This is a genomic window from Candidatus Flexifilum breve (genome assembly GCF_016713355.1).
On the sequence record NZ_JADJPI010000006.1, the window covers coordinates 1 to 22,409 of the forward strand.

The window sequence follows — 22,409 nt, forward strand, 5'->3', positions numbered from 1 at the left end:
GGGCGGCATGGAGCATTCCCGGCAGTTCGATGTCGTCCGTAAGGGCGGGTTTTCCGCCGCCAGCCGGCCGCGTCGACTTTGGGTTCGCTCTTGCCGACGGTCTTGAGCGCTTCCGACTTCCGGCGGCACACACGATGATCGCGGCTTTGGTGCGCGTCTGCACATCGCCGCTGCCATCGCCCCCGCCGAACCATAGGTCGTCGAACGGCGAACCGAATAATTCCGGCGGCGCAGGGATTGCCCGCTCGAGGCCGTAGGGCGGCACGTCTTCGCGCGCAGCACCGCCGCCGCCGCCGCAGATCCCCTTGCGCCCGGCTTGACGTAGCCCGTTTCGCCCAAGGTCGAGCACACCCGGAGACGCTTCGCGGACTTCGGCTTCAGTCGGGTTGGAGTTTTGCTGGAGAGGGGCATAGGCGCATAGAATCTGCGCCGGGTGTTTGTAGCCGGACTGGATCACCCCGGTTTCGATGAACGCCTCTTGCAGTTGATGTAGGTTACGAGGTGCCGATGCCTTCCAGCGTGAGGATCATGACCATCGCTTGCATGGCGAGCAGATTGCCGGAATTGACGGGCACGCCGTCGAGCAGCACCGTGTCCGCGCCCGTTAGGCCGTGCTCGTCGCCAAACTTGACGCTGTAGCAGCCGTAGCGGCGCAGCACGCGCAGCAGGCGTTCATGCGGCTGCACCTCAAGCGTGCGTTTTTCGTTGTTGAGGGTAAGGGTGATTTGCATGTTTTATTCTGAGTCCTTCAAATTCAAGGTGTTCAACGTATCATTAACGGATCTCAACCAATCGTCACCTATTTTTGTTAGTGACCAAACTGGCTTTTTCATATCATTAAGCGACCAAAACATAGGAGATTGACAATGAGTCATGAAAATGAACTCAAATACTATGCAACTTAACATAAGGGTTGATGCAAGCATGTGTAAACATCCCCTAGTTGCAGCTTCGTCTTTTTCGGACATGTATGTTGCAAACTGAAAGTAGTCTTTTACATTGATGTGTACAAAATATTGACTTTGGAACATCCCAGTGGCGTATAAATTCGGGCAAGATTTTTCGTACATTGGCAATTGCTTCTCTGGATCTGAATTTTCCCTGTTCTATTTTCGTCAGGAGGTTTGGATCGGCAGCCAAACAATAACTTCAACAAAATCGCTTCATTTACGTTTCTTATAAGGACAGGGATCTGAAAGGATATCCTCACGTAACATGTCAACACACATTTCAAGAGAGTTCAAAATCTTGATAAGTTATTGAGAGCAATGAAACACGTAATCTAGGTCTGTCTTCCATTTGTTTGAGCAGTTGAGATTCAATATGCCAGATCGTTACCAACTCGCGCATATTGGTTGAAAAACTCCCCAAAATTACACCGTAATTATCATCAAACTTAATTTCATTGATACTTCGCTTTGAGACATATAGCTGACTCAGGAAATCATCAACGATCTCTGTCTGCGTGTTCCAATTTGATAACAATCGAGCACCTCACTTGAAACCTTACCTTGAGGGGAAAGAAATCTCGCAGCACCTCTCGACCTCTCCTATTCAAAAAGTGTCTAATTATTCAAGACATTCGATGAGCGTACACTGGACATATCTGTAACATTCACTCTTAGTATACCGCGCTCACGCCGCTGGTTGAAATCTTCGCCGTGCACCGATTAGAATAGGCGGCATGATACACAGCCTCCGTACCCGCCCTTTTTGCTCTGACCGCGCTGCTCACGCTGCTGGCGTGGGGCATACTCGCCACACGGCAAACACTCGACGCCGAGTGGCTGACCCGTTACTACCATATCAATCCATCGACCCTCGTCACCAGCTACCTGCTGCTTTCCGCGTTGGCTGTGGGTTTCGTGCTGCTGGAGCCCCGCATCCGCCGTGAACTGGCGGATGGCGCCGGGACGGCGCTCGTCCTCGTCGCCGCTGGTGTGATCACCTTTCTCGTGATGGGCTCGATTACCTATCTCGATCAGCATGCGCGCCTTATGACCTTTCCCGTCAGCCTGTGGGTCGTGACCGTGCATGCAGTCGCGCTCTGTGCGTTGGCGGCGGTCATGGTGACCACTACGCCCGGCGCTGCGCCGAGTGCGCGTTTGCTTGGTTATGCGACGCTGGTGGCCGGGTTGATCGCAATCCGCGTTGGTCGCCATGCATGTGTCCAGTCTCGGCGAGTTCATGCCGCTCGATCTACCGGATGAACCGTGGTTCGGCAGCGCCGCGACCCACTTTGCCAAAACAGGTCGGTTAGCCGTCAACTTCCCGGCATCCGTATTTGGCGATCCGGACCCGGTGATGCCCGGCTACTACGCCCTGATGGGGCTGTGGATGCGCTTCACCGATGCCTCGCTTATCAATTTGCGGGTGGTGCCGCTGTTTTTCAAGCTTGCTCAGCGTGGTGATCACTGGGGCGGCGTTGTGGCGGGCGGGCATGCGCGGGCGCATGCTGGTTGGCGTCGCCTGTATGCTGGCGTTGAGCGCTTTCACACGCGCTGCGCACAATATGCGCCCCGACATACTACTGGCGGTGTATACCTCGTGCGTTTTGTACGGCTTACTTGCTTTCTTGCAGCGCAAACGTATGTGGTCGGCCGCCGTGATGGGGGTGTCGTTGTGGATTGGGCTGGAAGCAGTGCCGACGGCGGCCTTCGGTTTCGGCGGGCTGCTCGGCCTGCTGCTGATCGCGCTGTGTTATCGCCGTCAGTGGCAGTACGTCTTCGTCTATGCGCTGGCGTGCGCGGTTGGCGTTGCTCTGTACGGCGCGGGCCACTTTCTGCCGGATATTGCAGGAAAGCCTGCGCCATTATCGGGAGTTCACCGCCTACTATCAGGGTCTCAACGGTCTCCGCTTCTCTCCCTCATCGCTCGAACTGATCGGACAGTATATTGTCAGCTTCAGTTTGGCGCTGGCGCCAGTCGAATTGCTTGCCATCGTGAGCGCGTTCGCGCTGCTGCTGTGGCGCGGCGAACGGGCGCTCGTCGCGCTGCTGCTCGCGGCGCTGCTGCTGCTGCCCTTGTTCATCAACACGACCTACGGCTATTTTGCCCTGTTCGCGCCGTTTGTCGCCTATGCGTTTGCCCGCGCTGTGGGCTCCCGGTTGGCACTGGTGATCGCGGTGTTTGTCGTTCTGCCCGCCCTTGCTGCGCCGCCGATCTTCGATATGGCGAATGCACAGCGTGATGAGCCGAATTCGCGCCTCATCGCGGAAGCCGATCTGCTGACATGGCAAATCCCGGCGGGCACAACTGTCGTCGGCGATGAGTTATTCTGGTTCACCCTTCAGCAGGATCGCGGCTTCGTCGATTGGGAAGGGCTGCATCGCTACGCTATCTACCATGATATGACGCCCGTTGCGGCGCTCCGGGCGCTTGATGTGGATATTCTCATCTGCTTCGAGACCGATCCCGAGTGCGCGTACGGCGCGACCGACGATTTTGCAACGCCCATCGACTTTGTGATCACCAGGGGGCGCTATCTCGTTTACTTCCGCGCGCGCTGAACTGGTTACGCGCTGAGCTGCTCCAGACATTCGGCGAGCGCCCGTTCGACGCACACCCGCGCGATCTCGCGGCGATACTCCGCGCTGCCGAGATAGTCGCCAACTGGATTGACTAGCGCCGCGACGGCCTTGACCGCGCTGGCGATGTTGGCCGCGTCGAGCGGGCTGCCGATCAATGTTTCGAGGGTGAAGCCGAGTACCGGTTCAGCCGTGGCGCCGCACAGCGCCCCGAACATCGATTCGACCGTGTTTTCCTCGTTCAAATACACGTACACCGCCGCGTTGACAATCGGCACATCAGCCGGCGTCCGAGCGACGAAGGCCGCGCCCAATGCCTGACGCTGCGGCACGGCGGGGATGTCAATCGACGTGATGAACAACTGATCGAATTCGTCGGCGTGAACGAGCAGCCCGGCGATGCTTTCCCAATCAAGCTGCCCCTCTTTCAGCCATTCGATACCGATATCGTGCGCGGTGATGGCCGCCAGCCATTCACGCAGCATGGGGTGCTGGCGCTCGCGCAGGCTTTCGAGAATTGATAGATTGGTGCGGATGTTGGCGGGGATCGCCCGGGTAAGTGCGCGTCGGAATACGTCCGGCAGTTCTTCCCAACCGAGCAGCTGCTCCAGCTTGACCGCTGACCCGAGCGTCACGCCGCCTTCATCCATGTCCAGGCGGTTGAGTTCCGGGATCGCCTGTAAATCGATCACGGTGGAGTAGGGCAGGTCAAGTGTGCCGAGCGCCAGCGCGCCGCCCGCCAGCAGCAAACTGCCCGGTTTCTGCGCCAGTTCAGAGGCGATCAGGCGTAGTCGGGCGAAGATAAGTCTTTGGATTAGCCATGATGTTTTCCCAATAATCAAAGTGTCAGGCCGCGCCGCAGCCTCGGTCCCTTATGACGGATGATTTTAACGCGGATAGACCGCTAATACCGCTGGTACCGGATCGAACGAGTAAAGCTGATACGCGGCGTTCCCGCCGATCCACATCATGGTTGAACCACCGCCGTCCAAATTTACCGCCGTGACGAGATTCAGATCGGTCGCGGGCAGCCCGGCGCTGAGATCGACCAGTCGCATCCCGAACAACGAGGGTGTCGTCAGCAGGAGAATGCGTCCGTTAGCGTCTTGCGCGACAATCGTCCGCCGCGATGCCCGATCCCCTTGCGTATTGGTGAATGAAGTCTGCCCGTTGGCGACCAGCACCGGGAAACCCTGCACCGCCTGTTCCAGCGCTTCGCCGTAGTAGGGCTCTTGCAGAATCGACCGGACGCGCGGAACGCCGTTCTGCACTTGCAGCATGCCGCCACGGTCGGTAAAGCTTTGCCCATAGGCGACGCCATCGCTCACGACGAGCCCGAGCGCCTGCTGCGCCGTATCAAAGAAGTTGGCGTTGACGAATGCGACCGCGCCGGGCAGCACTTCCCGCCACGTGCCGAGCGTGAGCGGTTCGCCAGGCGATAGTGCGCGCGCAACGTATAGAGCGCCGGATCGATGCGCAGCACGAGCAGTTAAGGTCGAAAAAGTGTTGGCGGTCACGGTGATCAAGCGCCGTTCCAGCCCATTCGCGAGCACTTCCCAACCGCTTGTGTCGAGGGTAGGGATGGGCGCGGCGGTCGGCGGCGTGGTCGCTGTGGGCGGGGGAGGCTGCGCGCTGAGCGTACAGCCCGTCATCAACGACATGGCGGTGATCAACAGGGAAAGCTGCGGCGCCACATCAGCGCGCGCAGCAGGGCGGAAGAATCGGTAGCGCAAAGTCGCACTTACACCCTCGTCTCTCTCTAAAACAGAGCCTTGTCAACGTGGACGAGGCAGGCTATACTTTACATCACGTTGACCGTAGCTTCAAACGCGCGGCGTGACGGGCTCTTGGCTCAGTTGGTTAGAGCGCACGGTTCACATCCGTGAGGTCATAGGTTCGAGTCCTATAGGGCCCAACAAGCTTCTCTTAAATCGACCGGTATACAAGACACAACTTGAACAAAAGGCTTACATCATCATGTAAGCCTTTTCGTTTTTCGGACTGTGTCGACTCGCTTTAGTACAAGTGTGTTCGCTTCTTGAACAGGGGGCAACTATTATAATCCCTTAGGAACTTTCAAGGAGCGATTTGGTTGCCTAGAAAAGATATTCTGTTATTCATTTGACGCAGCGTTTCTGACGTACAGGCTCGGCTGAGCCTGAAACGCGCCCTGACAGACTGGACAGCAAAAGTAATACCTGAACTCCTCGTAGACTACACTGCCAAAAGCGTGGCGAGGCTCAATGGCTGCCCCACACACCGGATCGCGAACCTTCTCTGTAGGCTGAGCGATCGGGTCGAGGGGCAGTTTCACGTGCACACGCGTGCCTTTGCCGGGTTCACTCACCACGTGCAGCGTACCGTGTAACTGCTCAACCCGCTCTTTCATTCCGAGCAGTCCAAACTTTTCGGTTTGAGCCAAACCATCGAGGGTGGGAGGCGGTGTAAAGCCCAGACCATCATCGGTGATGGCAATCTGGACATCCGCTGCATGAAAGTCCAGTTCAAGCGAAATGCGGCGTGCGTTCCCGTGCCGCTGTGCATTCCGTGCTGCTTCCTGTGCCACGCGAAACAAGGTGAGTTCCTGCTGTTCCTCAAGGCGGCGTGCATCGCCGGAGACGTTGACCTGTACGTGAAGCCCCCGGTTTTGCGACGCGAGGAGCTGTAAGGCGGCGACAATCCCGAGTTCTTCAAGGGCAGGGGGGCGCAGGTCGGCGATCATGCGGCGCAGGTTCTCGACACTTTCGACTGCCTGAGCGCGGGCTGCGCTCAGCATCGATTTCGCCCGATCAGGATCATGTTCCAACCAGTTCAACCCAAGTTCGATGCCTTGAGCCACCGCAATGAGCGATTGAATGGTTTCGTCGTGAAGTTCATGCGCGATACGTGTACGTTCCGCCTCCTGACCTTCGGTCAGAGCGTGACGATACGTCAGACCTTCCGCTTGGGCGCGCTGCACATGCCCGACCATACTCGCCATCGTGTGGCGCAGTTCCCCCAATAGTGGAGATTCCCCCGCACGGCTGGTCAAATGCGGTTAGGTCGCCTGCGGCGAGCTTGGCGGCACGTGCCTTCAACCGCTGAAGCGGACGCAGCACCTGCGTAAAGAACCATAGGTTGAGCAGCAGCGATCCGGCGAACAGCCCTTTGGCGCTGGTCTTCATGGGGTAGGCGATCCATCCATCAGTGTGATGAGCCCCCGTGCCAAGCCTGCGGTGACCGCTTCTGTGCGTGTACCCACCCCCAGCTTTTGATAGACATTCTGAAGATGCCCCTGAACAGTACGGTCGGAGATGAACAGGGCTTTGCCGATTTCCTTATTGGTCAACCCGCGAGCAGCAAACCCTAAGATTTCGAGTTCGCGGCTGGTTAGTCCCTCAACCAATGCAGTGGTATCGTGAGCGTGTCCGGCAGCTTTCGCCAGCACACCGGCATCGTAGGCGGTACGCCCAACAGCGACTTCTTGCAGTGCGCGGTACAACTGCGAAAACTCAGCGGTCTTCAACACATAGCCGTCTGCACCGGCTTCGAGCAGCGCATGGACATAGGGCGGATCATCGTAAGCGGTGAGCACCAGTACCCGCACGTCAGGATTGTCGTGACGGATGCGCCGCGTCGCTTCCACGCCGGTGAGTTCCGGCATGTGAATATCCATGATCACCACATCAGGCTGAAGTTTACGCGCGAAACGAACGGCTTCCACGCCTGTGGTCGCCTCGCCGATCACCTCGACACCGATGCTTTCCAAAAACATGCGCGTTCCTTGGCGCACGATTTTATGATCCTCAGCGAGCAGCACACGCATCATTCATCTCTCCGGATCTTGCCTTACCGTCATTATATCGTTGTGCACACTCCAAAATACCGCCAAATGGCGTGTGCTGCGGCGAACGAGAATTGTTACGCTGGAAGCGAAGTAGGCTATCAGGAGACTCAATCGTGGAAAAGAAGACGTTCAAAGTGCCGAATATGACATGCAACGGCTGTGTGAGCACGGTGCGCGGTGAGCTTGAGAGCATTCCCGGTGTCGAAGTGCTGGACATCAACAAACCATCACAGCTCGTCACGGTGCAGTGGGATCAGTCAGCCTCATGGGAGCGCATCGAGCACGCGCTGACTGCTATCGAATATGCACCCACCGAAGCATAAGGCTGATATCTCATTCAGAAGCCCAGCCCTTGTCCTATACAAGGGCTAGTTGTTGTGACGCGCTATGCCGCAACCAAATCGAGGCGGCGTAGAAGCTGCGCGTTAAGCGCCACGATCACGGTGCTGGCGGACATCAAGACCGCGCCGACCGCCGGATCGAGCGTGATACCCACGGGAGCAAGGATGCCCATCGCCAGCGGGATGGCGATCAAATTGTAACCGGTCGCCCAGATCAGGTTCTGGATCATCTTGCCGTAGGTTGCGCGGCTGAGCCGGACGATTTTCACGATGTCGAGCGGGTTGGAGCGCACGAGAACGATCCCCGCGCTCTCAATCGCGACATCGGTTCCTGCGCCAATGGCGATCCCCACATCGGCGGTGACGAGCGCCGGAGCGTCGTTCACACCGTCGCCGACCATCGCCACTTTATCGCCGCCGCGCTGAAGTTCGCGCACCTTATCGGCTTTGTGTTCGGGCAGCACTTGAGCGAAATACGTATCGATGTTGAGTGCTTGGGCGACGGCACGCGCGACCGGTTCACTATCGCCTGTCAGCATGGCCACTTTCAAGCCGAGATCATGCAGCTGCTGCACGGCTGAGCGGCTCTCTTCGCGTATGACATCGGCAATCGCAAACAGGGCGACAACTTCGCTCTCAGTCGTTAGGTAGATGACCGATTGCCCGGCACGCTCGGCATGCGCTTGATCGGCTTGTAGGGCGGACGGAACACTCAGATTCAGGTGTTCGAGCAGGCGTGGTCCGCCGATGAAGTGGGTCACGCCATTCACCGCCGCCTGCACGCCGCGTCCGGCGAGGCTTTCAAAGCGGCTGACCGGCGCGGGGGTGATACCGCGCTCGTGCGCATACGAACGAATTGCCTGCGCAATCATGTGTTCGCTGTCGCCCTCCAGCCCGGCGGCGATCCGCAGCGCAGCGGTTTCGGCGATTCCAGATACCGTGACATGGACGACGCCCTGCTCCCCCTTCGTGAGTGTCCCGGTCTTGTCAAAGATGATGGTGTTCAAGTCTTTCGCGCTCTCAAGTGCCAACCGCTGACGCACCAGCAAACCATTGCGGGCGGAAAGGGTCGTGGAGATCGCCACCACCAGCGGCACTGCCAGACCGAGCGCATGCGGGCACGCGATCACCAACACCGTGACCATATGCTTGACGGCTTCGGAAAGGCTGCTTGTGAAGATCAACCAGCCGACGAACGTCAGCGCGCCCGCCGCGAGCGCGATGATCGTCAGCCAGAAAGCGGCCCGCTGCGCGAGTGTCTGCGCTCGTGATTGGCTTTGCTGCGCGTCTTCGACCAACCGCATGATTCCCGCCAGCGCCGTGCTTTCACCCACCTGCCGCACCTCCACGCGCAGCGACCCCGATCCATTGACCGTGCCGCCGATCACCGCCTCACCGGGGTGTTTATGGACGGGACGGCTCTCGCCTGTGATCATCGCTTCATTGACGCGGCTCTCGCCGTCCGTGACAACCCCATCGGCGGGGATACTTGCCCCGGGACGAATGAGTAGGCGGTCACCGACACGCAGTTGATTAACTTCGACCGTTTCCGTTTCGCCGGAAGGCAGTAGGCGTTCTGCCGTATCAGGCAAGAGTTTCGCCAGTTCGCGGAGCGCGCCCTGTGCTTGTCCCACGCTGCGCAGCTCGATCCAGTGTCCAAGCAGCATTACCGCGATCAGGGTTGCCAGTTCCCAGAAGAAATCCATCATGGGGGGTGCTGTCACCATGCCCGGCATGTCCGTTGATGCAGCGGGCGGGAAGAAGAAGATCGCGATGCTGTAGAGGTAAGCGGCGCTGATGGCGACGGAAATCAGCGTCATCATGCCGGGCTGCCGCTGCGCCAGTTCCTGCCGTGCCATCCCCAAGAATGGCAAGCCGCCGTAAACGAAGATGAAGGAACCCAATACCGGGGCGATCAGGCTGCTGCCAGGAAATCCCGGCATCGAGAAACCAAGCCACGTCTGCACCATCGGCGAGTACAGCACGACGATGATCGTCAGCGGCAGCACAACGAAGAAGCGGTTGCGCATCATCGTCGCGTGTCCCTCGTGCATCACCCCGTGACTCGCATGGGCGTTGTGTCCGCCATGCGGCATGGCATGGTGATCGTGTCCCATGTTAGTGTGATCGTGGTGCTGCGCGCTGTCCATTACCGGAACAGCGGGCTGCGGTTCAAGGATTTCATTCGCGCGGTAATTGAGATCATGAGCGGCATGGTCAGCAACTTGGGGTTTGGTGGAAGCATGGTGATGCGCTTCCTGCCCCTCATCGTGCAGGTGATCAGCTGAGCGGCTCATCGTTTACACTCCTGTCTAAAGGTCGGTACGTGCTTTACACAGGTCATCCTAGGTCAAAGCAAGTGCTTGCGAATGCGCTAAATGGCGTGACCAACGCGGACACACGCCATTTGGCGGGTGAAAAACGGACTGATCCCACCGATACTTTGAGGAACAAACTATCAGGGAGTCTGTTTATGAAACGTATGGTGACACTGGTGGCGCTGCTGCTGTTTGGCTTTGCGGCTGTCCCCTCTGCCTTTGCCGACGCGCCGGTTGAAGGACGTATCGGGCGCGCAGAAGTCCGTTACATGGAAGGCATGATCGATCATCACCAGATGGCGATTGATATGGCGCTCGACTGCCTGGCGCGCACGGATGTTTCGGACTCACTCACCGAGGTCTGTAATGCTGTGATTGAGGCGCAGCAGCCCGAGATTGAGCAGATGCAGACATGGTTGCTGGAATGGTACAACATCGACTACAGCCCGCTCTTGATGGCGGAGATGACCGACGATCAGATGAGCGACATGGATCATGGTGGCATGAACATGAGCGGAATGCCTGCGAGCGATCCCCCGATGATGATGGGGATGTTCGCCGGGTTCAACCGTCTGGAAGGGGTAGAGTACGAGGTCGCATGGTTTGAGGCGATGGTCGATCATCACGATGACGCAGTGCATATGTCGGAACGCCTGCTGGAACGCGACGCGGATCAGCAGGGACACGCCGACCTACGCGCGTTAGCGCAGGACATCATCACGGTTCAAACAGACGAGATCAACAGCTACGAAGAACTGCTGCTTGCTTTTGAGAACCGGTAGCTCGTCCCGACTCGGTGTCGCTTCTCACAGCAAAAACAACCCGATCATCGTATCATGGTGATCGGGTTTGATTTTGAAGCGCTAAAGGGCGGTTAGGCGCGTTAGCTATTGAACCCTGCGCCACGGCCCATCCTGCCGCCGTGACCGTGATGCATCATGCCCATGCCGCCCATCATCGCACAGCCTTCGCGAGAGAACATGGGCATCTCGGCAAGGTGTTCCTGCAAGTAGGCGAGGTGTTCATCGGCCTGTTCCTGAGTCAGCGTGCCGGCAGCGACCAACTCCGCAACATGTCCCTCGGCAGCGGCGAGCATTGCATCGGTCACCGCCTGAAGCTCGACGCCCTGCGCTTCGGCGATCTGCGCGAGCGTCTGACCGGAATGCAGCGCCTCGACCAGCGCATTCGGCTCCATGCCGAGGGCTTCGGCGATGGCCGTCATGCCGGGCATATCGCCCGTGCCCATCATCATGCCGCGATGCATCATGCCGCCCATGCCACCCATCATCCCCTGCCCGAACGGCGGGGTGGTCGGTTCATCCTCCTGGGCCGCTGCGATCAACACGCCAATACTCAGCAGCGCCAGCACTACGATCATCAGAAGCAAAGATTTGCGAACCATAACCGCTCCTTACATGCCAAACAGATTTGTTCACAGTCTGTCAGAACTGCATGGCGCGGCGATGTCGCTTGTATGAAGTTTTGGTAAAGTTTAGGGGGTCGGGAGTGTGAACCAGAAGCGGCTGCCTTTGCCGAGACCGCTGCTTTCAGCCCCGATCTGCCCGCCTTGCGCTTCGACGAGATGTTTGGCGACCGTCAGCCCAATTCCGGTGCCGCCGCTGCCGCGTGATCGGGATTTATCCACACGGTAAAAGCGTTGAAACACATGAGGCAGCGCCTCCGGCGACAGCCCGATCCCCGTGTCTTCGACTGCCAAGCAGATGTTGTGGTGATCACGGCGGACGGATAGTTCTACGCGTCCGCCACTTGGCGTGTATTGCAGCGCATTGCCGAGCAAATTGGTCAAGATTTGAATCGACCGGTCGCAGTCCGCGCTCACCTCCGGCAGATCGGGCGACAGGTTGATCGTGAGCCGAATCGATTTATCCGCGAACTGCGGCTGCATCCGCTCAACCACCGGATTGACGATGGCTTCCGGTCGTAATGGCCGGATATCGAGCGCGATTCGTCCGGCTTCGGTGCGTGAAAGCTCCTGCAAGTCCTGCACCAACCGCTGCAACCGGTCGGCCTCCCGGTGGATCAGTTCGAAGGTTTCCGGGGTGGCGGGCAGCACGCCGTCTTGCAGCCCTTCCATATAGCCTTTGATCCCGGCAAGCGGGGTTTTGAGTTCGTGGCTGACATCCCCAATGAGCTGCACGCGCATGGCTTCCGTACTGGCGAGCGACTCCGCCATGCGGTTAAAACTCTCCACCAGTTCCGCGAATTCGTCACGGGTATCGAGTTTGAGCCGCTGCTGATAGCTTCCCCCGGCGATCTGTTGGCTGAGTGCGACCAGCGATCGAATCGGGCGGGTGATTTGCTGGCTGACGAACCAGCTCACGCCGACAGCGGAGAGAATCGCCGTGATTCCGGCAAGGATCAAGGCGCTGTTGACGGACTGGCGAAAAGCCGCGTCGAATTCGGCATCGAGTTCTGTCATGTGTTCGCCCATCATCAGGTCTGCACCTCTGCCACGCATATGGTGCATCAGGTCGGTGAAGTTTGCCGGGGCGACAAACGCCGTCGCGGCAGACAGTACCGCTAGCCCGATGAGGACGACGACGAGATACGACAGGAACAGCTTGCGCGAAAGGTTCACGGCCGCCCATCCGCAAACTTGTAGCCGACGCCGCGCACCGTGACGATGAACTGGGGATCAGCGGGATCACGCTCCAGCTTCTGCCGGATGTGACCGATATGCACATCCACGACGCGCGCTTCGCCGTAGAAATCATAGCCCCACACCCGTTCGAGGAGCTGTTCCCGGCTGAGAACCATTCCGGCATACATCGCCAAAACCGACAGCAGCTTGAACTCCAGTGCCGTCAGTTCGCTCAACTCCTCATCGCGCCAGACCTCATAGCGCTGCATGTCAATCTTGAGGTGCTGGAACACATACACCTGACGCTCATCCTGTGCGGATGCGCGTCCGCGGCGCAGAACGGCTTTGACCCGCGCGGCGAGTTCACGCGGGCTGAATGGCTTGGTGAGATAGTCGTCCGCGCCGACAGTCAGCCCCATCACCCGGTCAAATTCCTCCGATCTTGCGGTGAGCAAGATGACGTAGACCTCCGAACTGCGGCGGATAGTCCGCAGAACCTCCAAGCCATCCATCTCCGGCAGCATAATATCGAGGATCACTAGGTCCGGCTTGTACCGCTGAAACGCCGCGAGTCCCGCCGCGCCATCCCGCGCAGCATAGACGGTATTGCCGTCGGCTTTCAAATAGGCGTCAACTATATTGAGGATGCTGTCCTCATCATCAATCACGAGAATCGTTGCCACTTTGCTGCTCAGGTCACGCTTGTGTATCCACATTCATTCTATTGTACCCTGCTGTGAAGTTCTGACAGCGCGAGGTTAGGTTTCCAGTTCGGCATCTGCGGCGCATGTGCAGCACGGGCACCTGATAGCTGAGGCTTCGCTTCCGCTGTGCGCGCTCTTCTGAAGGAGAGGCCGATATGCACAGCGGCAAAACCGATCGCCGCTCACGGCGAACGCAGCAGCTCATCGCGGATGCTTGTGTTGGGCTGATGCTTGAAAAGCGCTATGACGACATCACGGTGCAGGATATTCTGGATCGGGCGGATGTGGGACGTTCGACATTCTATGCCCATTTCACCGACAAAGAAAACTTGCTCTTGAGTCAGATCGAGCGGATGATTCATGATCTGGGGGATTATGCGGCGCACCGAGGCGAATTGGAATACGGTCGGCTGCCCAGCCTGGAATTGTTCCGGCATGTGAAAGAGCAGCGGCGGTTGATGCAGGCGCTCGTGTGGGGACAAGGTGCAGACCTGCTGAACCGCAGCCTGCTTCAGCAAATCAGCCAGTTGATCGAGACCAACCTGCGTTCGATGATCGCGGAGAAGACGGATACCCCAACCCCCCTGTCTGTCGTCGGGCAGTTTGTGGCAAACACGTTTCTCATGCTGCTGCGCTGGTGGTTCGACGAAGATATGCGCCACACGCCGGAGGAGATGAACGAGATGTACCAGCGCCTTGTCTTACCAGCGCTTCGCGACTTGATCACATGATGCCATTTGCAGTGCGGCGATTGCCTGAGCAGTTTTAAACCCTTTAACAAGTCTTGTCGTCCTATAGGAAACGGACAACAGGAAGTTTCGACCATGAAGATAGAGATCATCGATCTCGTAAAAGACTATGGCAAATTCCGCGCTTTAGACGGCGTTTCATTGACCATCAATCGGGGAATGTTCGGGCTCTTGGGCCCCAATGGCGCGGGAAAAACAACCTTGATGCGCGTTATTACAACGCTGATGCCGGTCACTACCGGACAGGTCAGGGTTGGCGGAATAGATGTCATGCGTGATCCGGGCTTTGTGCGAAAAAATCTCGGCTACATCCCGCAGGATTTCGGCTTTTACAAAAGCCTCAACGCCTATGAGCTACTCGATTACATTGGCGTGATGAAAGGCTTAACACGCATCGAGCGGCAAAAACAGGTAAAAACGCTCTTGGAGCAGGTCAATCTGACAAAAGATGCCAAGCGGCGAGTCGGCGGTTACTCTGGCGGCATGAAGCAGCGTTTAGGGATTGCGCAGGCATTACTGGGAGATCCGCAGCTCATTATCGTTGATGAGCCAACCGCCGGTCTCGATCCCGAAGAACGAATTCGCTTCCGCAATCTCCTCACCCGCCTTTCTGGTGAACGCACCGTGCTGCTCTCCACCCATATTGTGGGTGATATTGAGGCAAGCTGCTCTGCCGTCGCCGTTCTCAACCGCGGTCAGGTCATTTTCAGTGGGGCCCCCGAAACATTGATGCGGCACGCCAATGGGCGCATCTGGCAGGTCGAGATTGAACCGCGCGAATATGAGCAGATAGAAAGCACGTATCGAGTGACCGCCAGTCGCACCGCGAGCGGACGTATGCTGGTGCGTGTGTTGTCGCTTGAAAATCCGCTAGGGCGGGGAATTCCAGTAGAACCAGAACTGGAAGAAGGCTACATGGCCGTGATCACTGCAACCGAGAAGGAGGCGGATCATGCTTGATACACTCCGGCGCTTTGCGACCGTCTACCGGCTCGAACTGCGGCTCAACTTCCACTGGAGCTATCTGCTGTTTATAGCCGTGTGGAGCGGTTTCATCATCACCACGTATACTCAGGATGACTACCGCAGCATTCGCGGGTTGTTTAATGTTGTGCTTGGCTTTGGCAGTTTGATCGGCCTGTTTCTCAGCGGTATTCAGGTATCGCGTCCGTCCCGCAGCCGCTTCGACCTGCTGGAAGTGGCACTTCCGACCGGCGTTGAAGTGCTGCTGGCGCGCTGGTTGGCAGGGATCACGGCGCTCGGCGCACTCGTCGTCGCCCCGATAATCGTACTTGTCACCGCGCCGCCGGGTCGTTTGCCTATCGCCTATACCTTGCATCAACTTCTTCTGGTGCTGGTGTCGATTGGCTTTGTCACCATGTTAATCATGGCGGTGCAGCACACAGTCGGCATTCGTCGTTGGATGTATCCGTTGTTCGCGGTGCTGTGGGTGGGAGTCGGCATTGTTCCGAACACACTGAATAACGATGGTCTGCCTGTACCCGGTATCAACCTGATCAATTTCGTGACGATGAATCAATCCGTCAATCCGCTGGTGTGGGGACAAATTCCACAGGGTCAGCTTCCCGCTTTAACAGTCGTGTTTTATGCCGGGTTGATCGCGCTGCTGGGCAGTTTGATGGTGTGGCGGGTGATTGTTAACCGTTTTCACCGCCGGTCAGCGCGGATCACCGTGCTGATGATGTGTGCCTTAGGTGTAGTTGCCCTTGCCGCTGCGAGTTTTACAGTCCAGGTTCATGCTGCTAACCAGCAGATCCGGTCAGAAGACGAGCAGCGAGCTGCTTCCGGCGATCCCGTGCTGCCTTCTGCCATGCCGTTCCGTGTGACTGCATACGATGTTGTTTTTACCCTAAATGATCCCGCACAAATCACTGCACGAATGGACGTAGTGAACCGGAGCGATGCGCCGCTGGCTGAACTCACGTTTTCGCTGTATCACCAGTTCGAGATTAGGGATTCGAGTATGCCGCTCGGGCGTAACGGCGATACATTGACGCTGACGCTGCCAGCGCCAATCTCCCCCGGCGCTTCCGCAGTGGTTGAAATCACTTATACAGGCAATATCACCTATCTGGAACGACGCTTGGGCAGACCACCGGAAGCGACCTATTTCATTCGCCCAGAGGGGGTGTACCTACCGTGCGCAGTGCTGTGGTATCCAGTACCGGGGCGACTTCTCCCAAACATCACCCTGTATGATGCGAACTTCGCTGCCGAACCTACCTGCCTGCTCGATCAGCCCGCTGCCTTTCACCTGAAGGTGGAGGAACCTAATGCGCTCGCGTTTTCTTCAAACCTGACACGTCTTGACGCGACTACTTTTGCCTCGGATGGCACTACTTGGGCGGAATTGATTGCTGCAAGCAGTCTTCAGACACGAACGGAGGGACGCCTGACGGTGGCTGGCGTCGCGGATGGCAGTGACGTGCTTGCGCCCATCGAAGAATACATCGTACCCGCCTACGATTACCTGCGCCGCTTCTTCCCCGATGTGCCTGATCTGACTGTGGTTGCAGTCCCGCTGGCGAGCGACAGTTTCACGCAATGGCGGGTGTACCCGGCAACCCGCGAATCGCTCTATCTGTTCATTGATCCGCGCGAATTTGCCTACTTGAGTACAGGCGAGCAAAACGTCTATCTGGACGTGGGAGCGCCATTGATCAAAAGCCTGTTCGCGGGGCGCGACAACGCGCTGACGGAAAACGTCGCTTATTTCCTGTGGGTACATTATCTGACAGGCGGGGATGTAGAGGCGATGCGCCAGTTGCTGGAAGACGGACTGCCAGCAGGTAGCACGATGTTCTACTCGTCGGTGCCCTTTGCAGAACGCTACCAGTTGGCTAACGTGCTGTTTGACACCTATGTTTCGGCTGGCGAAACTGCGACTTTTGACTTGTTGTACGCCATCAGCACACAACTTGATAGTTTGGGCGCACTGCCGATCGAAGATCTTAACACTTGGATTGCGGAGACGCTCAATGCTGACTAGGACAACGGCCTGGTACGAGGCGCGTATTGTCTTCGGCATTGCCTCGCTTTTGCCGCTTCTGATCCTCCCCGGCTACATGCTGATCGGTTGCATAGTCTGGGCATCGCGTCAGGCAGTGCCGCCTTTGCAAGAGATCACGACTGTGTTCGAAGTGGTGCTCACTCTGGTTGGCGGGTTGGCGTGTGCCCACCTGATGACGATTGAACGCGAAGAGGGCTTCGATGAAATTCGCCGCACGTATGGCGAACCGTCGTGGCGTGTACCGGTGCTGCGTGCGCTCGAAGCGGCTGTCTTCCTCGCTATCAGCGGGCTGCTGACGGCGCTGCTGTTCTATTTTGCCTATGGAGCTTACGATTTCAATCAGGTGGTGCTGCCCGCCTATGCGCCCGCGCTCTATCTGGCGGGCTTGTCGCTGCTCGTCAATAACATCAGCGGCAGTTATTGGATTGCTGCTGGTGTGATCGTCGGCTATTGGTATGGGGATTGGATCACACAAGGTGCATACACGCAGGTCATGTTCCTGTTTAACCATTCAAGCCCGCTGGACAACCTCGATCCTGCGTTCAATCGCGCGCTGCTGATTGGAGGGGCACTGGTCTTTTTTACGCTCAATGCTGTGTACAGCGCGTGGCGTCGGAGGGGCTATGTTGGACGATGAAACGCTGTACCGACAGGTACTGCAAGGGAACCAGGTGGCATCCATAGAATTGATACGGCGCTATCATGCGCCTCTGTTTAAGTTCCTGTGTCGTTTTAGCGGTGATGTGGTGCTGGCAGATGATCTGGCACAGGAAACATTTACGCGACTGCTGACTTATAAGGGTAACCGGCCGACTCGCTTCAAGCCGTGGGCCTATGCGATCGCCCGGAACCTTGCGCGTGACCACTTCAAATCGGCGCACTATCGCTATGAACGCGTCGCCGATTTCGAGGAAGATACCGCAGACATTCCGGGTGATGCCGGTTTTGCAGTTGATGATCGAGAAGCGGTTATTCAGGCACTGGCAAAATTGTCAGCCGATCACCGGGAGGTGTTGATTTTGCGCTTCTACCACGATCTGAAGCTGGAGGAGATTGCAGACGTGACTCATGCTCCCGTCGGCACCGTGAAAAGCCGCCTGTTCCATGCGCTGAAACTGATGAAAGGTTTTTTAGCGATCACGGAGGGCATCTATGATTGAAAATGATCTGTCATCCGCGCAGCGCGACGAACTGGGCGAAATGCAGTCGTTAATCGAGCGGTTGGAGCAGTATGATATTTCGGAACCGGACACGACGAGGTTGTTGGCGGCACTCACACCTCTATTGGATAAACAACGCTCCGAATTATTGCCCGCTGTTGAAGTGTCCCCCGTCCAGCGAGGATTGCGTGGTTGGCTGCACGTGGCGTGGGCACAGATGAGCCTGATTGAAGCGCCATTCTGGTGGGCAAGTCTGGTGGTCACGGCGCTCGGGGTGCTGCTCAGCGTCGGTGTGGGTGGGGCAGAAGCGACACTTTGCCTGCTCGTGCTCTCGCCTCCGATCGCAGTCGCCGCGGTCGCTTATCTTTTTCGCCCAGCAACGCGCACACTGTGGGAGTTTGAACAACTCAGCCAAGTGCAGCCGCTGGAATTTCTCTATATCCGTTTAGCACTCATCTTGGCGCTGACTGGCATAATAGCGGCGATGCTCCTACTGCTGGTGTGGGGACAGGGATTGCAAATCGTGCTGTGGCGGTTGCTCCTCATCTGGTCAGGTCCCATGATGGGAGTGGTCGGGATTGCTTTGTTCTGTTCCGTCCGCTGGAGCAATTTGGCGGGTATCATCGCGCCCACGCTGACATGGGGGCTGCTGATTCTGGTAGGTTGGCGGGATACAGTGCTGGCTACCGCCATGGCCTTCCCGAATGCCAGTACGATTGTCGCCCATCTCAATTTGTCGAATACGATACCTCTGCTGGCGGTGGTGGTGCTCATGAGTGGGTTGTTCCTCATCTACGAGTCCGGACGCGTACTGACACGATGACGTTGATCGTCAGCAGGTTGAGTAAAAGATACGGCACGCAAACGGCTCTGCATGAAGTGAATTTCACGTTATCGGGCGGCGTGGCAGCGCTGCTAGGAGCCAATGGTGCGGGAAAATCGACACTGCTGCAGGTGCTGGCGACGCTGTGTCCGCCTGACGCGGGCGAACTGTCGTTTGCTGGGCAGCACTATGCACGCGATCAGCGTGCATTGCGAACTCAGATCGGTTACTTGCCGCAGGATCTGGAATTACCCGATGCCCTTACACCGCGCAAACTCCTGACCTATCTGGCTCGATTGCGGGGCGGCAGCCCGTCAGAGGTTTTAGCCGCCCTGCACTTAGATGCTATAGCGGATCAACGCTTCCGCCACCTTTCCACCGGACAGCTGCGCCGGGTAGGGATTGCCCAGTCGCTTCTGGGGCACCCTCGACTGCTGCTGCTGGACGAACTGAGCCGAGGATTAGATGTCGCGGAACGAGAAAACGCTTATCGTCTGGTGAGAAAACATGATGGCCTGACGGTTTTTAGCACCCATCAGCCAGAAGAAGCCGAACGCATCGCCCAGACAGTGATCATATTACAAGGCGGACAGGTGCGGTATGCGGGTGCTATTGAGACACTGAGAGCTTCGGTTGCCGGACAAGTTTATCAAGTTCGACTACCTATTGAACATCTGACACAAATAACAATGCAGAAATCGGTTATCCGTGTCATCCCACAGGCAACACATTGTGTCGTACGATCGCTCAATCCTCACTCGCACCCGGAGATGACAAGAGTCGATGCCACGTTGGAAGATGCGTACTTACTATTGATCCGCCAACATCATACCCCCTCTTGAATACGTAGAGCTTCATCTCACAGCAAAGTTGCCAAAAAACGACTTCCAAGCCAATGGCGGTTTATTTCGTCTATGGCTTGATTAATTGGTTTGAAGGTATGGTGATGAATCTCCCGATTCTTCTGCAGCGCCTCCGGCGTGTTGTCGAGCGCGACGAACACGCGGCGGTGTTTCCGCAGCGAAGATAGCAGATCATCTGAAACGTGTATCCCTGCGACCGCCAGCGCTAGAAAGTCCCACCCGCCAAACGTGATCGCGTCCGCTTGCCTTTCGACCAGCACCACCTGGTCTGCATCTACCGAGTAGCGGTGATTCGCATACGGACGACGCTCGCCGAGTCGGTCACGAGGCGGGTTACAGTGCTGTTTCCCGCTGATCGACCATGCGCTCAGATACCCCAAAGACCCCCGTTCCAGATACCGACGTTATCCCTTTAGTGCCTCATGCGGACTGCTTGTCCCTACGCTCCGCTACCACCGATGCGGCTAGGTAGTGGAAAAACCACCTGTATGATTGATTTGCCTATCTGCCTATTCCAAGTTAGAATAGGGTCTATTCCATGATGGAATACAGACATGAATGCATTGACACCTGATGAAACAATTTTGGGACTGCTCGCGGCACAAGGACAACATGGGTATCAGCTCCTTGAGACCTTTCAAGATCCGGCGCGGTTAGGCAAGGTCTGGAAGCTCAGCACCAGTCAGCTATACGCCGTTTTGAAACGACTGGAACGGCAGGCGTGGATCAGTGGAATCGAACAGTGGTCAGAAAGTGCGCCGCCACGCATCGAATACTCCCTGACTGAGGCAGGATGGCGTGTGCTCGACGAGTGGTTGAGCACGGTTGCTCCCTCGGCCAGTATTCGCCGCGTTCGAGTGGAGTTTTTGAGCCGATTGTATATCGCTCAACTCCTGAAGCTTCCGACAGCGCCGATTATTGCGCGACAGCGTGCCGTCTGTCAGGCAGAGTATGCCCGGTTACAAAGCGCGCAGGGCAATAATCAACAAAGTATGGGCTATTTAGCCGCCGAGATGGTGATCACCCAACTTGGGGCCGTCCTCACTTGGATCGACCGCTGCGAGTTGGTTTTGCAGTCCACGCAGACCTAAGGAGATCGTTTCATGAAGAAAACCGTGTTCGTTCTCGTCTTGATAGCCCTATTGGTCGGAACCTTTGCCGTGAGCGCTCAAGAGGCGCAAACCCTCACTGTCTTTGCTGCGGCATCGCTCACTGATGCCTTTGAAGAAATCGCCCCCAGCTTTGAGGCCGATCACCCCGGTGTCGAGGTGTTGTTTAGCTTCGGCGGTTCATCGACCCTCGCCACGCAGCTCGCTGAAGGCGCGCCCGCTGACGTGTTTGCCAGCGCTAATCACACCCAGATGACAGTGGCGCGCGATGCCGAGCGGATCGCCGGATCGCCCCGCACGTTTGTCAAAAATCGGCTGGTTCTCATTGTGCCCGCCGATAACCCGGCGGGCATTGCGACGCTGCGCGATCTGGCCAATGAGGGCGTGCAGTTGGTCATTGCCGCGCCGGATGTTCCCGTCCGCACCTACACGGACACGATGCTCCAGCGTCTCGCCGCCGATCCTGCTTACGGCGAAGTGTACAGTACGGCTGTGCTGGCTAACGTCGTTTCGGAAGAAGACAATGTGCGGCAGGTGGCGGCTAAAGTGGCGCTGGGCGAAGCGGATGCGGGCATCGTCTACATCTCGGATGTGACGCCGGACATCAGCGAACAGGTGATCGCCATCCCCATCCCGGATTATCTGAACACGATTGCGACTTATCCGATTGCCGTCACCAACGACGCCGCCAACCCCGAGCTGGCACAGGCCTTTGTTGATTATGTGTTGTCGGATGCGGGACAGGACATTCTGGTCAACTGGAATTTCATCTCCGTCCGCATCCCGGAAGTGCCCTATGCTGTGACCCTGCCGGAGGGCAATACGGCCTTCACGGTGGATGGTCAGGTCTTGAACCCCATCACCCTGACGGTGGCTGACCTCACCAGCAGTTTTTCGGCGCAGACCGTTGAAGTCGCCTATTTGAGCGGCACCGACACGGTTTCGACCTCGTTCACGGGTGTGCCCCTGTGGCAGATTATCAGCGCGGCGCAGCCGAACCTGAACGCGGACGTGCGCAATGATCGCCTCAGCACCTTCATCGTTGTGACAGCAGCCGATGGCTATCAGGCCGTGATCGCCTGGGGCGAAATTGACCCCGAATTTGGGGAATCAACCGATTTTAGTGGCCTATGCAGAGAATGGCGCACCGATCGCCGGTGGGACGGGGCCGATCGTCTGGTTGTCCCCGGCGACGCGCGCGGCGGACGCTATGTCAGCAGGAGTCGTCAATATCAGCTTGCGGGATGCGCCGGTTGTCGGACAGTAAAGCCCGAGGTGAGGGAAGCCTGGCGGTGAGGAAGCGCTCCGGCTGCCCCGTTGGCAGGGGCAGCCGAGGCTGTTTATCCTAACTGACGT

24 protein-coding genes, 1 tRNA gene and 1 pseudogene are annotated in these 22,409 nt (G+C 57.5%); 14 read left to right on the top strand and 12 right to left on the bottom strand.

The features are described from left to right. Positions 1-457, bottom strand: a pseudogene (locus tag IPK17_RS05240) (hypothetical protein); the annotation flags it as partial. Positions 458-494: 37 nt separating this feature from the next. Continuing rightward, a complete protein-coding gene (locus IPK17_RS05245) occupies positions 495-731 on the bottom strand; it encodes a (2Fe-2S)-binding protein (RefSeq protein ID WP_343416626.1) in 237 nt (78 codons plus the stop codon). A 1,134-nt stretch (positions 732-1,865) separates the two neighbouring features. Here IPK17_RS05245 and IPK17_RS05250 point away from each other — a divergent pair. Beyond that, complete coding sequence (locus tag IPK17_RS05250) at positions 1,866-2,210, top strand: hypothetical protein (protein ID WP_343416627.1); 345 nt, start codon at positions 1,866-1,868, stop codon at positions 2,208-2,210. 46 nt (positions 2,211-2,256) lie between these two features. Here the strand turns inward: IPK17_RS05250 and IPK17_RS05255 are convergent, their stop codons facing one another. Beyond that, positions 2,257-2,511: a hypothetical protein gene (locus IPK17_RS05255; protein WP_343416628.1), complete on the bottom strand. Its 255-nt coding sequence runs from the start codon at positions 2,509-2,511 to the stop codon at positions 2,257-2,259. A 221-nt stretch (positions 2,512-2,732) separates the two neighbouring features. Here IPK17_RS05255 and IPK17_RS05260 point away from each other — a divergent pair, with 221 nt between their 5' ends. Then, positions 2,733-3,509, top strand: coding sequence for a hypothetical protein (locus IPK17_RS05260; protein ID WP_343416629.1), 777 nt, complete (start codon positions 2,733-2,735; stop codon positions 3,507-3,509). Positions 3,510-3,514: 5 nt separating this feature from the next. On the opposite strand, the gene IPK17_RS05265 is transcribed toward IPK17_RS05260, so the two are convergent. Beyond that, the gene (locus tag IPK17_RS05265) at positions 3,515-4,369 is read right to left on the bottom strand and encodes an FAD binding domain-containing protein (RefSeq protein WP_343416630.1); all 855 of its coding nucleotides are present in this window, start codon (positions 4,367-4,369) and stop codon (positions 3,515-3,517) included. Between the two features lie 45 nt (positions 4,370-4,414). Next, complete coding sequence (locus IPK17_RS05270) at positions 4,415-5,260, bottom strand: phosphodiester glycosidase family protein (protein WP_343416631.1); 846 nt, start codon at positions 5,258-5,260, stop codon at positions 4,415-4,417. Positions 5,261-5,368: 108 nt separating this feature from the next. On the opposite strand from IPK17_RS05270, the gene IPK17_RS05275 reads away from it, so the two are divergent. Continuing rightward, positions 5,369-5,442 (top strand) — tRNA-Val (locus IPK17_RS05275). 198 nt (positions 5,443-5,640) lie between these two features. Here the strand turns inward: IPK17_RS05275 and IPK17_RS05280 are convergent. After that, positions 5,641-6,528 carry a histidine kinase gene (locus IPK17_RS05280; protein ID WP_343416632.1) on the bottom strand — a complete coding sequence of 296 codons (888 nt, stop codon included), beginning with the start codon at positions 6,526-6,528 and terminating at the stop codon, positions 5,641-5,643. Positions 6,529-6,687: 159 nt separating this feature from the next. After that, a complete protein-coding gene (locus IPK17_RS05285; RefSeq protein WP_343416633.1) occupies positions 6,688-7,335 on the bottom strand; it encodes a response regulator transcription factor in 648 nt (215 codons plus the stop codon). A 131-nt stretch (positions 7,336-7,466) separates the two neighbouring features. Here IPK17_RS05285 and IPK17_RS05290 point away from each other — a divergent pair, with 131 nt between their 5' ends. Continuing rightward, positions 7,467-7,676, top strand: coding sequence for a heavy-metal-associated domain-containing protein (locus tag IPK17_RS05290; protein WP_343416634.1), 210 nt, complete (start codon positions 7,467-7,469; stop codon positions 7,674-7,676). Between the two features lie 62 nt (positions 7,677-7,738). Here IPK17_RS05290 and IPK17_RS05295 read toward each other — a convergent pair whose 3' ends face one another. Further along, positions 7,739-9,991 (bottom strand): heavy metal translocating P-type ATPase, encoded by a 2,253-nt coding sequence (locus tag IPK17_RS05295; protein ID WP_502748415.1) that lies wholly within the window; start codon positions 9,989-9,991, stop codon positions 7,739-7,741. 176 nt (positions 9,992-10,167) lie between these two features. Between IPK17_RS05295 and IPK17_RS05300 the strand changes: the two genes are divergently transcribed. After that, a complete protein-coding gene (locus IPK17_RS05300; RefSeq protein WP_343416635.1) occupies positions 10,168-10,794 on the top strand; it encodes a DUF305 domain-containing protein in 627 nt (208 codons plus the stop codon). A gap of 101 nt (positions 10,795-10,895) precedes the next feature. Here IPK17_RS05300 and IPK17_RS05305 read toward each other — a convergent pair whose 3' ends face one another. The 3 genes from IPK17_RS05305 to IPK17_RS05315 all read right to left on the bottom strand — a co-directional run bounded on the left by IPK17_RS05305 (position 10,896) and on the right by IPK17_RS05315 (position 13,297). Beyond that, a complete protein-coding gene (locus tag IPK17_RS05305; RefSeq protein ID WP_343416636.1) occupies positions 10,896-11,414 on the bottom strand; it encodes a hypothetical protein in 519 nt (172 codons plus the stop codon). A 90-nt stretch (positions 11,415-11,504) separates the two neighbouring features. Further along, on the bottom strand, positions 11,505-12,611 hold the full coding sequence (locus IPK17_RS05310; RefSeq protein ID WP_343416637.1) for a sensor histidine kinase: 1,107 nt from the start codon (positions 12,609-12,611) through the stop codon (positions 11,505-11,507). Then, a complete protein-coding gene (locus IPK17_RS05315) occupies positions 12,608-13,297 on the bottom strand; it encodes a response regulator transcription factor (protein ID WP_343416638.1) in 690 nt (229 codons plus the stop codon). Before IPK17_RS05315 ends, IPK17_RS05310 begins: the two co-directional genes overlap by 4 nt. 176 nt (positions 13,298-13,473) lie before the next feature. Between IPK17_RS05315 and IPK17_RS05320 the strand changes: the two genes are divergently transcribed. The 7 genes from IPK17_RS05320 (at position 13,474) to IPK17_RS05350 (ending at position 19,923) form a co-directional block, all read left to right on the top strand. Beyond that, positions 13,474-14,049: a TetR/AcrR family transcriptional regulator gene (locus tag IPK17_RS05320; RefSeq protein ID WP_343416639.1), complete on the top strand. Its 576-nt coding sequence runs from the start codon at positions 13,474-13,476 to the stop codon at positions 14,047-14,049. A 93-nt stretch (positions 14,050-14,142) separates the two neighbouring features. Then, positions 14,143-15,027, top strand: coding sequence for an ABC transporter ATP-binding protein (locus tag IPK17_RS05325; protein WP_343416640.1), 885 nt, complete (start codon positions 14,143-14,145; stop codon positions 15,025-15,027). Beyond that, a complete protein-coding gene (locus IPK17_RS05330) occupies positions 15,020-17,077 on the top strand; it encodes a hypothetical protein (RefSeq protein ID WP_343416641.1) in 2,058 nt (685 codons plus the stop codon). Before IPK17_RS05325 ends, IPK17_RS05330 begins: the two co-directional genes overlap by 8 nt. Next, positions 17,067-17,735 (top strand): hypothetical protein, encoded by a 669-nt coding sequence (locus tag IPK17_RS05335; protein WP_343416642.1) that lies wholly within the window; start codon positions 17,067-17,069, stop codon positions 17,733-17,735. Before IPK17_RS05330 ends, IPK17_RS05335 begins: the two co-directional genes overlap by 11 nt. Next, positions 17,722-18,258 (top strand): RNA polymerase sigma factor, encoded by a 537-nt coding sequence (locus IPK17_RS05340; RefSeq protein ID WP_343416643.1) that lies wholly within the window; start codon positions 17,722-17,724, stop codon positions 18,256-18,258. The genes IPK17_RS05335 and IPK17_RS05340 overlap by 14 nt, the downstream gene beginning before the upstream one ends. Continuing rightward, positions 18,251-19,081 carry a hypothetical protein gene (locus IPK17_RS05345; RefSeq protein ID WP_343416644.1) on the top strand — a complete coding sequence of 277 codons (831 nt, stop codon included), beginning with the start codon at positions 18,251-18,253 and terminating at the stop codon, positions 19,079-19,081. Before IPK17_RS05340 ends, IPK17_RS05345 begins: the two co-directional genes overlap by 8 nt. Beyond that, complete coding sequence (locus IPK17_RS05350; RefSeq protein WP_343416645.1) at positions 19,078-19,923, top strand: ABC transporter ATP-binding protein; 846 nt, start codon at positions 19,078-19,080, stop codon at positions 19,921-19,923. The genes IPK17_RS05345 and IPK17_RS05350 overlap by 4 nt, the downstream gene beginning before the upstream one ends. 17 nt (positions 19,924-19,940) lie before the next feature. Here IPK17_RS05350 and IPK17_RS05355 read toward each other — a convergent pair whose 3' ends face one another. After that, entirely contained in the window at positions 19,941-20,324 is a 384-nt protein-coding gene (locus IPK17_RS05355; RefSeq protein WP_343416646.1) for a hypothetical protein, read from the bottom strand. A gap of 174 nt (positions 20,325-20,498) precedes the next feature. Between IPK17_RS05355 and IPK17_RS05360 the strand changes: the two genes are divergently transcribed. Both IPK17_RS05360 and modA read left to right on the top strand, forming a co-directional pair. Continuing rightward, positions 20,499-21,035 carry a PadR family transcriptional regulator gene (locus IPK17_RS05360; protein ID WP_343416647.1) on the top strand — a complete coding sequence of 179 codons (537 nt, stop codon included), beginning with the start codon at positions 20,499-20,501 and terminating at the stop codon, positions 21,033-21,035. Between the two features lie 12 nt (positions 21,036-21,047). Next, entirely contained in the window at positions 21,048-22,349 is a 1,302-nt protein-coding gene (gene modA / locus IPK17_RS05365) for a molybdate ABC transporter substrate-binding protein (protein ID WP_343416648.1), read from the top strand. The last annotated feature ends 60 nt before the right edge of the window (positions 22,350-22,409 follow it).

What these genes read in the sequence shown, in the direction of transcription:
- IPK17_RS05295 (WP_502748415.1), bottom strand. Translation starts at nt 9,991, where the DNA reads ATGAGCCGCTCAGCTGATCACCTGCACGATGAGGGGCAGGAAGCGCAT.
- IPK17_RS05285 (WP_343416633.1), bottom strand. Translation starts at nt 7,335, where the DNA reads ATGATGCGTGTGCTGCTCGCTGAGGATCATAAAATCGTGCGCCAAGGA.
- IPK17_RS05345 (WP_343416644.1), top strand. Translation starts at nt 18,251, where the DNA reads ATGATTGAAAATGATCTGTCATCCGCGCAGCGCGACGAACTGGGCGAA.
- IPK17_RS05320 (WP_343416639.1), top strand. Translation starts at nt 13,474, where the DNA reads ATGCACAGCGGCAAAACCGATCGCCGCTCACGGCGAACGCAGCAGCTC.
- IPK17_RS05340 (WP_343416643.1), top strand. Translation starts at nt 17,722, where the DNA reads ATGTTGGACGATGAAACGCTGTACCGACAGGTACTGCAAGGGAACCAG.
- IPK17_RS05260 (WP_343416629.1), top strand. Translation starts at nt 2,733, where the DNA reads ATGCGCTGGCGTGCGCGGTTGGCGTTGCTCTGTACGGCGCGGGCCACT.
- IPK17_RS05305 (WP_343416636.1), bottom strand. Translation starts at nt 11,414, where the DNA reads ATGGTTCGCAAATCTTTGCTTCTGATGATCGTAGTGCTGGCGCTGCTG.
- IPK17_RS05300 (WP_343416635.1), top strand. Translation starts at nt 10,168, where the DNA reads ATGAAACGTATGGTGACACTGGTGGCGCTGCTGCTGTTTGGCTTTGCG.
- IPK17_RS05245 (WP_343416626.1), bottom strand. Translation starts at nt 731, where the DNA reads ATGCAAATCACCCTTACCCTCAACAACGAAAAACGCACGCTTGAGGTG.
- modA (WP_343416648.1), top strand. Translation starts at nt 21,048, where the DNA reads ATGAAGAAAACCGTGTTCGTTCTCGTCTTGATAGCCCTATTGGTCGGA.
- IPK17_RS05360 (WP_343416647.1), top strand. Translation starts at nt 20,499, where the DNA reads ATGAATGCATTGACACCTGATGAAACAATTTTGGGACTGCTCGCGGCA.
- IPK17_RS05330 (WP_343416641.1), top strand. Translation starts at nt 15,020, where the DNA reads ATGCTTGATACACTCCGGCGCTTTGCGACCGTCTACCGGCTCGAACTG.
- IPK17_RS05325 (WP_343416640.1), top strand. Translation starts at nt 14,143, where the DNA reads ATGAAGATAGAGATCATCGATCTCGTAAAAGACTATGGCAAATTCCGC.
- IPK17_RS05350 (WP_343416645.1), top strand. Translation starts at nt 19,078, where the DNA reads ATGACGTTGATCGTCAGCAGGTTGAGTAAAAGATACGGCACGCAAACG.
- IPK17_RS05335 (WP_343416642.1), top strand. Translation starts at nt 17,067, where the DNA reads ATGCTGACTAGGACAACGGCCTGGTACGAGGCGCGTATTGTCTTCGGC.